The sequence below is a fragment of the uncultured Streptococcus sp. genome, from assembly GCF_938036805.1.
Classification (GTDB): Bacteria; Bacillota; Bacilli; order Lactobacillales; family Streptococcaceae; genus Streptococcus.
In genome coordinates this window covers 1-8,994 of record NZ_CALHWC010000019.1, presented here as the reverse complement: position 1 = coordinate 8,994, position 8,994 = coordinate 1, and the positions used below count along the sequence as shown (strand labels likewise).

Genomic DNA, 8,994 nt, shown 5'->3' with positions numbered 1-8,994 from the left:
ATACTGCCATTCTTGTAGTTACCTTTCTAGTTCCTTTGCTATTGTCAAAGCGATAATGAAAAAAGTCATGGCATCAGCTGTCCGCTCTTCATGGCGGGCATCCCAGATTCTGTTATGGTGATCCACATAGTCAGCTGTGTAGAAGAACTGATAGACCTTGGTCTTGCGAAATTGACTCCAAGCCATGATCGCCGATGCTTCCATGTCCACCACTTGGGCACCAGCAGCTAAGCGACGCTTGACTTTCTCAGGAGTTTCTCGGTAAAAAGCATCAGTCGTCCAAGTCTTGGTGCGGATATGCTCAATATCGTGCTTGTCAAAGACGGCTTCTAGCTTAACTAACAGAGACTCGTCATAAGCGACTTCATCACCCGGTGGGGCATAGTGATAGCTAGTGCCTTCATCTCGCAAAGCCGCAGCCGGCAAGATAATCTTATCCGCCTCAATTGAGCGATCCAAAACGCCACAGGAACCTAGAATGATGAAATTCTTGAAGCCTCTGGCCGCCAACTCCTCCAGCTGGCCGACTATCATGGGAGCCCCAATCGGAGCCAACATGACTGCTAGCTTACTAGGACCTTGACCGTACATATACCACGGATGCTGTCCATTTATGCTTTTTAAATAGCCTCCCTGATAGACTTCTTCTGACTCAATCAAACGTTTCAGAATTTTTCCATTAAAGGACAGGATGATGGTTTCGCAAACCTCCCCCTTGTCCATAATCTGCCTATCTGTCGGTTCAATAACTCCAGCTACATCTTCAAATTCCTCTAATAACATAACTTCACTTTCTTTAAGACTTCAGCAAATCCAGCTTCATCTTTTCGGCTTCACTTATAGTGAGCCCATTGGGTTACCGTTTGCCAAATTACTCCTTGGCAAGACCTCCTAAGGTATCTTGTTAGCTGTCTAAAACAGGCCTTTCTTAGAGCTCCGACGAATGGTGGCTGGCTTCACGGGCATGCTCCAGCTTGTCCAAATAATATTCTCGCTGTTCTTCCACCTCGTGGATGGTTGGCTCATCTTTCTGACCATGAACACGCACGATCTTAGCCGGGATTCCAACTACAGTTACATCACTGGGCACATCGGCCACAACAACTGCTCCAGCTCCAACTTTGGCATTTTCACCAATTTCAACTGGGCCAATGACTTGAGCATGAGCAGAGACCAAGGCGCCTCGACGGACAGTCGGATGCCGTTTCCCTGTATCCTTACCAGTCCCTCCTAGGGTCACTCCATGATACAAGAGCACTCCCTTTTCAACGATTGCCGTTTCACCGATAACAAGTCCGCCACCATGGTCAATGAAGACCCCAGACTCAATCTGAGCGCCAGGATGAATCTCAATCTGAGTCCAAAAGCGCCAAAATTGGCTGTGCATGCGTGCCAGCAGCTTAAAGCCTCTCTTCCAGAGGAAATGAGAAAGACGGTGGGCTGCCAAGGCCTTGACACCTGGATAGGTCAGGATAACCTCCAGCGAAGTACGAGCAGCCGGATCATTTTCTTTTACAATCTCAATGGCTTCTTTCCACCAGCCCATCTTCTTCTCCTTTCATTAGGTAAAATAAGGGAGTAGGCTCCATACAAAGAACTTTGCAAGGTAATTGAGCCTGATCACTCCCTTTTCATTATTCTTCCGATTTAGTTTTTGGGGCGTCTTCATGTTTCTTTTGAAAATGCCCTTTTTCCTGATGTTTATCGTGGTCTCTCTTTGGCTTGTCAGGCTTAGGCGGACGTGGCAATAGAGCTTTCATAGACGCATCTACGCGGCCTTTTTCGTCAATTTTAATGACCTTAACATCGACAAAATCACCAATTTGCACTAAGTCTTCGACATTGTTGGTTCGAGTCCAAGCCATTTCAGAAATGTGAACCAAGGCATCAGTCTTATCAAAGAGGTTGACAAAAGCACCGAATTTCTCGATCCGAACAACCTTAGCATGATAAACTTCGTCCACTTTTGCTTCGCGGACCAAGCCAGCAATGATTTCCTTGGCACGATTGATGGCGTCTTGGTCACTAGAGTAGATGGACACATTTCCTTCTTCATCAATGTCAATCTTAACACCGGTTTCAGCGATAATCTTGTCGATGGTTTCCCCACCTTTACCGATGACAATCTTAATCTTGTCCACATCAATCTTGATGGTGTCGATTTTCGGAGCTGTTGGAGCCAACTCAGGACGCGGAGCTGGAATCGTCGCTTCGATGACATCAAGGATTTCAAAGCGGGCTTTCTTGGCTTGAGCAAGAGCTTCTGTCAGGATTTCCGCTGTAATTCCTTCAATCTTGATATCCATTTGCAGGGCTGTAATCCCTTCGCGAGTACCAGCCACCTTAAAGTCCATATCGCCAAAGTGGTCTTCCAAACCTTGAATATCGGTTAGAACTGTGTAGTTGCTGCCGTCTGAAATCAAGCCCATGGCAATTCCGGCAACTGGCGCCTTGATTGGCACACCACCAGCCATCAGAGCCAAAGTGCCCGCACAGATAGAGGCTTGAGAAGAAGAACCATTTGATTCCAAAACTTCTGCTACTAAACGGATAGCATATGGGAATTCTTCCAAGCTTGGCAAAACTTGCTCCAAGGCACGTTCCCCAAGAGCACCGTGTCCAATTTCACGACGACCTGGCGCACCGTAACGACCGGTTTCTCCGACAGAGTATTGCGGGAAGTTATAGTGGTGCATGAAGCGTTTCTTGTATTCTGGATCCAAACCATCGATAATTTGGGTTTCGCCCATCGGTGCCAGAGTCAGGATAGACAAGGCTTGGGTTTGCCCGCGAGTAAAGAGACCAGAACCGTGTACACGAGGAAGGAAGTCAACAACCGCATCCAAAGGACGGATTTCATCAACCTTACGGCCATCAGGACGGACCTTGTCTTCGGTAATCAAACGACGCACTTCAGCATGCTCCATTTGCTCCAAGATTTCAGCCACATCACGCATGATACGATCAAATTCTTCGTGGTCTGCATATTTCTCTTCATAAACTGCTGTGACTTGGTCTTTGACAGCCTGAGTTGCTGCTTCACGCGCCAGCTTTTCTTCTACCTGAACAGCCTTTTGCAAGTCACTGTTGTAAGCTGCAATGATTTCAGCCTGTAATTCAGCATCCACATGAAGCAATTCCACTTCAGCTTTTTCTTTACCGACCGCTGCAACAATTTCTTCTTGGAAGGCAATCAATTCTTTGACCGCTTCGTGCCCTTTGAGAAGAGCTTCCAGCATGATATCTTCAGACAGTTCCTTGGCTCCAGACTCTACCATGTTGATAGCTTCTTTGGTACCAGCCACTGTCAGTTCCAAAAGTGAAACTTCTTTTTGTTCCTTGCTAGGGTTGATGATGAATTCACCATCTATATAGCCGACCTGAACTCCTGCGATGGGGCCATTAAAAGGAATATCTGAGATAGAAAGAGCCAGAGAGCTACCGAACATCGCAGCCATTTGAGGCGAAGCATCTTCGTCATAAGAAAGAACGGTATTGATAACCTGAACTTCATTGCGGAAGCCTTCCGCAAACATAGGGCGAATCGGACGGTCAATCAAACGAGCCGTCAAAGTCGCATCTGTTGACGGACGGCCTTCCCGCTTCATAAAGCCACCAGGATATTTTCCAGCCGCATACATTTTTTCCTCATAGTTGACCTGCAATGGGAAAAAGTCACCCGTAGCCATCTTTTTAGACATGGTTGCCGCAGTTAAAACGGTACTTTCTCCATATCGAACAACGGCGCTACCATTTGCCTGCTTTGCAACCTGACCGGTTTCAACTACCAACTCACGGCCTGCAAAAACGGTTTTAAAAACTTGTTTTGTCATAAAGACTCCTTGCCGAGCATATGCTCTAATTTTTTCATACGCCTTGGCTACAAAGATCAAGATATTAGTACCGTCAAAAGCTCATAGCATAATCACAGCTGACAACTAACCTTCTCAGCATTTTAGCTTTGATATCATGGGCTTAGTAGTTTATTATATCCTCATCTTTGTATCAAGCACGTACAGACCCTATTTTACCACAATTTCAGCCAAAAGAAAAAGACCGGAAATGGCTTTTTTCTATAAAAGTGCTGAAAATCTAATTTTCTTTTTTCTAAGCAGACAGCTAAAGTCATATTTCCTTAATTTTTTCCTATGAGCAAGGTATTCTGAAGGATTTTTTGCTATACTGAATATAGTTATTTAATCAAAAGGAGTAAACTATGGAACAAAAACATCGTTCTGAATTTCCAGAAAATGAACTCTGGGACCTAACCGCCCTTTACCAAGACCAAGAGGACTTCCTGCGGGCAATTGAGAAGGCCAGAGAGGACATCCAGAAATTCGTCCGTGATTACCAAGGCAAGCTTAGTACTTTCGAAGATTTTGAACGGGCATTTGCTGAGTTAGAGCAGATTTATATCCAAATCAGCCACATCGGCAACTATGGCTTTATGCCACAGACCACTGATTTTGGTGACGAGAGTTTTGCGCAGATTGCCCAAGCAGCCATGGAGTTTGAGACTGAGGCCAATGTCGTACTCAGCTTCTTTGACGACGCCCTGGTCAGTGCAGATGAAGCTGTCTTGGAGAGACTAGGCCAAGAGCCCCATCTGACTTCAGCCATTCGCCAGGCTAAAATCAAAAAAGCCCACTATCTGGGAGCAGATGTCGAAAAAGCCTTGACCAATCTAGGCGAAGTCTTTTACAGTCCACAGGATATTTACACCAAGATGCGAGCCGGCGACTTTGCTATGGCTGACTTTGAAGTGGACGGCAAAGTATACAAAAACAGCTTTGTCACCTATGAGAATTTCTACCAAAACCATGAAAATGCAGAAATCCGCGAAAAAGCTTTCCGTTCTTTCTCAGAAGGGCTTCGTCAGCACCAAAACACTGCCGCAGCTGCCTATTTGGCTCAGGTCAAGTCTGAAAAACTACTGGCTGACATGAAGGGCTATGACTCTGTCTTTGACTACTTGCTAGCTGAGCAAGAAGTTGAGCGCTCTATGTTTGACCGGCAGATTGACTTGATTATGAGCGAATTTGCCCCAGTAGCTCAGAAATACCTCAAGCATGTCGCTAAGGTAAACGGACTTGAAAAAATGACCTTTGCTGACTGGAAACTGGACTTGGACAGCGAGCTCAATCCCGAAGTCAGCATTGATGATGCCTACGACCTCGTCATGAAGTCAGTCGAGCCACTCGGACAAGAATATTGTCAAGAAGTTGCCCGCTATAAGGAAGAACGCTGGGTCGACTTTGCGGCCAATGCTGGAAAGGACTCTGGAGGCTATGCTGCGGATCCTTATCGGGTTCACCCTTACGTCCTCATGAGCTGGACTGGCCGCATGAGCGATGTCTATACTCTGATTCACGAGATTGGCCACTCTGGGCAGTTTATCTTCTCTGACAATCACCAAAGCTACTTTAACGCCCACATGTCCACCTACTATGTGGAAGCACCGTCTACCTTTAATGAGCTCCTGCTCAGTGATTATCTGGAACGCCAGTTTGATAACCCTCGCCAGAAACGCTTTGCCCTGGCTCACCGTCTGACGGATACTTACTTCCACAACTTCATCACTCACTTGCTGGAAGCTGCCTTCCAACGCAAGGTCTATACTTTGATTGAAGAAGGCGGAACCTTCGGTGCAAGCAAACTCAACGCTATCATGAAAGAAGTTTTGACAGAATTCTGGGGCGATGCTGTTGAGATTGACGACGATGCTGCCCTGACTTGGATGCGTCAGGCTCACTATTACATGGGCTTGTATAGTTACACTTACTCTGCAGGTCTGGTCATCTCTACTGCCGGTTACCTCCACCTGAAAAATGACGAAAATGGTGCCCGTGACTGGCTGGAACTGCTAAAATCTGGCGGCAGCAAGACTCCGATTGAGTCTGCTATGATTATAGGAGCAGATATTTCAACAGATAAACCACTGCGCGATACTATCCAGTTCTTGTCCGACACAGTTGATCAGATTATTGCCTACAGTGAGGAGTTGGGGGAGTAAAAAAACAAGACTGAGACATTTTTGTCTCAGTCTGTTTTTACATGATTCAATAAATCTGTTCCTAAAATGAAATTTGAAGCCAAATTTTTAAAAAAGTTTAAAGAAATATAGATAAACCAAAATATAGATTGTAAAACAGACGCTAAATATAAGCCACCTTATCCAGAACTGTGACTTGCTATAATTTTTAGCACGCAAGAGGCCGATAAAGAACCAGATAAGCCCCCAAAAAAACATTCCCAGCAATTGAGGAGCATAGTAAGAAATCAAAACTAGACTAAAAAGGACAAAACTGAGTACAAGCATGATACTTTTTTCTGTTATCTGCGACCGAGGAATCATCCAGCCCAAAAAGAAACAGAAAATCGGCACCGCGATAAACGGCGTAAAAACCATTAAAATAAAGCAGAACTGCGATAATGACTCAAACATAAACAGCGCCCTTTTCTAAATTTTGTAAAACACAGCTGATTTACCTTCTTTCTATTATAACCTAAAAATTTTATTTTTAAACAAAAAAACTAGAATATATCATTTTTCTTAAATCAATAGAGGACTAATAAGACAAGCTAGGAGCGTGATAGACACCGACTACTGTTTGAGTAAAGAGGGCGGATCCATTTTCAAAGCACTTTTCTTGAATCCGCTCATTTGTTTTGGTAAACTGATACATAGTTTTTAAAAAAGGAGATAGAAAATGAAAAAATTTGTCGCTGAATTAATCGGTACTTTCATGCTTGTGTTCATCGGAACAGGAGCCGTTGTTTTTGGAAATGGTACAGAGGGTCTTGGACACCTTGGAATTGCTTTTGCCTTTGGTTTGGCAATCGTGGTTGCAGCTTTCTCAATCGGAACTGTTTCAGGTGCGCACTTGAACCCAGCTGTTTCAATCGCTATGTTTGTAAACAAACGCTTGTCATCTTCAGAGCTTGTAAACTACATCCTTGGACAAGTGGTTGGAGCTTTCCTTGCGTCAGGTGCGGTCTTCTTCCTCTTGGCTAACTCAGGAAAGTCAACTGCTAGTCTTGGTGAAAATGCCTTGGCAAACGGTGTAACTGTCTTTGGTGGTTTCCTGTTTGAAGTTATCGCAACTTTCTTGTTTGTTTTGGTGATCATGACCGTAACTTCAGCAAGTAAAGGAAATGGTGCGATTGCTGGTTTGGTCATTGGTTTGTCATTGACAGCTATGATCCTTGTGGGATTGAACATCACTGGACTTTCAGTAAACCCAGCTCGTAGCTTGGCACCAGCTGTCTTGGTAGGTGGCGCAGCCCTTCAACAAGTTTGGATTTTCATCCTTGCTCCAATCGTTGGCGGTGTTCTTGCAGCTCTTGTTGCGAAAAACTGCCTTGGAACAGAAGAATAAGAAACGAAAAAAGGGTCCTGTCCTCAGTTTGAGGAACAGGGCTTTTTCTATGCAAACAAAAAAGCACTCCCTTTTTGAATGGGGAGTGCTTTGCTTTTAACTCAATTCAGCAACGATGGCCTTGATTTGTTCTGCTGTGTGAACACCTGCAACTTGCTTGACCACTTGACCGTCTTTTTTGAAGAGAAGGGTTGGGATGGACATGATTCCAAAGGCACGAGCTGTGTTTGGATTTTCATCAACGTCCATTTTAACGATTTTCAAGACATCTTCTGAAAGTTCTTCAGACAATTTGTCCAAGATTGGACCTTGCATACGACATGGACCACACCAAGTTGCCCAGAAGTCTACCAAGACCAAACCGTCTTTTGTTTCTTGTTCAAATGTTGCATCTGTAATTGCTTTTGCCATTGTATTTCTCCTTTTTAGTTATATTGGCTCAAATCCTGTTTCATTAGGAAAAAGTACACATCTCCATAAGTCCCATGGTAGTCCAAATCATGACCATTATAAACTAACTTTTTAACTGGATGATAATCCGCCACCCCGATCAAGCAAGCTTGCTGGGATAGTTCAAAGTCTTCATAAGACTCGAAAGTCATCTTCCGTTCAGCTTTAGCTGCGTCTAGATAGGTAATTTCAATCATAAGCTCTCCTTTTTGATTCCATTCGTAATTCTATGTTTCTATTGTAACTGATTGTATTACAATTGTCAACTCAAACGCATCCGTCATTGTCAGAACCCAGATAGTCACCTTAAAATCATAATTTGTCAATCTTCTCCTTTTTGTTTGACTTGACCAAAGTACAATGCAAGAACAAATCTGAAAGAAAAACAAGCACAAAGGCTACGTTTGTTTTTATTTTTGTGTTAAAATAAAAGGTATGGACAAAATTATCAAAACTATCTCAGAAAACGGTTCTTTTCGGGCCTATGTGTTGGACAGTACAGAGACCGTTCGGACCGCTCAAGAAAAACATCAAACTCAAGCAAGTTCTACCGTAGCACTCGGCCGCACACTGATTGCCAGCCAGATTCTGGCAGCAAATGAAAAAGGCCAGACTAAGATTACCGTCAAAGTTCTTGGTACCAGCTCGCTAGGCGCAATTATCACCGTGGCAGATACCAAAGGCAATGTCAAGGGCTATGTGCAAAATCCCGGTGTCGATATTAAAAAGACAGCCACTGGCGAAGTTCTAGTCGGCCCTTTTGTCGGCTCTGGTCAATTTTTGGTAATCACGGACTACGGCACTGGCAATCCCTATAATTCTATGACGCCACTCATCTCTGGTGAAATCGGCGAAGACCTGGCCTTCTATCTAACTGAAAGTCAGCAAACTCCTTCCGCCGTTGGCCTCAATGTTCTCTTAGATGAGCATGATAAAGTCAAGGTTGCTGGCGGTTTCTTGGTACAAGCTCTGCCTGGAGCTAAGGAAGCTGATATCGCCCGCTTTGAGAAGCGGATCCAAGAAATGCCTGCTATCTCAAAACTGCTGGAATCCGATGACCATATTGAAGCACTGCTGGCTGCCATCTATGGAGACGAACCCTACAAACGTCTGTCTGAAGAGGAAATCCGCTTCCAGTGCGACTGTAGCAAAGAGCGCTTCATGA

9 protein-coding genes are annotated in these 8,994 nt (G+C 44.5%); 3 read left to right on the top strand and 6 right to left on the bottom strand.

Annotated elements, in window-relative coordinates; all coding sequences use genetic code 11:
• Positions 1–18: 18 nt before the first annotated feature.
• From Q0191_RS00905 to pnp, 3 genes are all read right to left on the bottom strand, one after another.
• A complete protein-coding gene (locus Q0191_RS00905; RefSeq protein ID WP_297662975.1) occupies positions 19–783 on the bottom strand; it encodes a nucleoside phosphorylase in 765 nt (254 codons plus the stop codon).
• Between the two features lie 145 nt (positions 784–928).
• Positions 929–1,546, bottom strand: a complete 618-nt coding sequence (gene cysE / locus Q0191_RS00900; protein ID WP_297662973.1) for a serine O-acetyltransferase — start codon at positions 1,544–1,546, stop codon at positions 929–931.
• A gap of 88 nt (positions 1,547–1,634) precedes the next feature.
• Complete coding sequence (gene pnp / locus Q0191_RS00895; protein ID WP_297662971.1) at positions 1,635–3,833, bottom strand: polyribonucleotide nucleotidyltransferase; 2,199 nt, start codon at positions 3,831–3,833, stop codon at positions 1,635–1,637.
• Positions 3,834–4,216: 383 nt separating this feature from the next.
• Between pnp and pepF the strand changes: the two genes are divergently transcribed.
• On the top strand, positions 4,217–6,013 hold the full coding sequence (gene pepF / locus Q0191_RS00890) for an oligoendopeptidase F (RefSeq protein ID WP_297662968.1): 1,797 nt from the start codon (positions 4,217–4,219) through the stop codon (positions 6,011–6,013).
• An 87-nt stretch (positions 6,014–6,100) separates the two neighbouring features.
• Here the strand turns inward: pepF and Q0191_RS00885 are convergent, their stop codons facing one another.
• Positions 6,101–6,445 (bottom strand): hypothetical protein, encoded by a 345-nt coding sequence (locus tag Q0191_RS00885; RefSeq protein WP_297662966.1) that lies wholly within the window; start codon positions 6,443–6,445, stop codon positions 6,101–6,103.
• Between the two features lie 265 nt (positions 6,446–6,710).
• Between Q0191_RS00885 and Q0191_RS00880 the strand changes: the two genes are divergently transcribed.
• Positions 6,711–7,379 carry an MIP/aquaporin family protein gene (locus tag Q0191_RS00880; RefSeq protein WP_297662964.1) on the top strand — a complete coding sequence of 223 codons (669 nt, stop codon included), beginning with the start codon at positions 6,711–6,713 and terminating at the stop codon, positions 7,377–7,379.
• Between the two features lie 96 nt (positions 7,380–7,475).
• On the opposite strand, the gene trxA is transcribed toward Q0191_RS00880, so the two are convergent.
• Together trxA and Q0191_RS00870 are read right to left on the bottom strand one after the other, a co-directional pair.
• Positions 7,476–7,790, bottom strand: a complete 315-nt coding sequence (trxA, locus tag Q0191_RS00875; RefSeq protein ID WP_001029581.1) for a thioredoxin — start codon at positions 7,788–7,790, stop codon at positions 7,476–7,478.
• A gap of 14 nt (positions 7,791–7,804) precedes the next feature.
• Complete coding sequence (locus Q0191_RS00870; RefSeq protein ID WP_297662963.1) at positions 7,805–8,026, bottom strand: DUF4649 family protein; 222 nt, start codon at positions 8,024–8,026, stop codon at positions 7,805–7,807.
• A gap of 238 nt (positions 8,027–8,264) precedes the next feature.
• On the opposite strand from Q0191_RS00870, the gene hslO reads away from it, so the two are divergent.
• On the top strand, positions 8,265–8,994 hold a 730-nt coding region (hslO, locus tag Q0191_RS00865), incomplete at its 3' end, for an Hsp33 family molecular chaperone HslO (protein ID WP_297662962.1).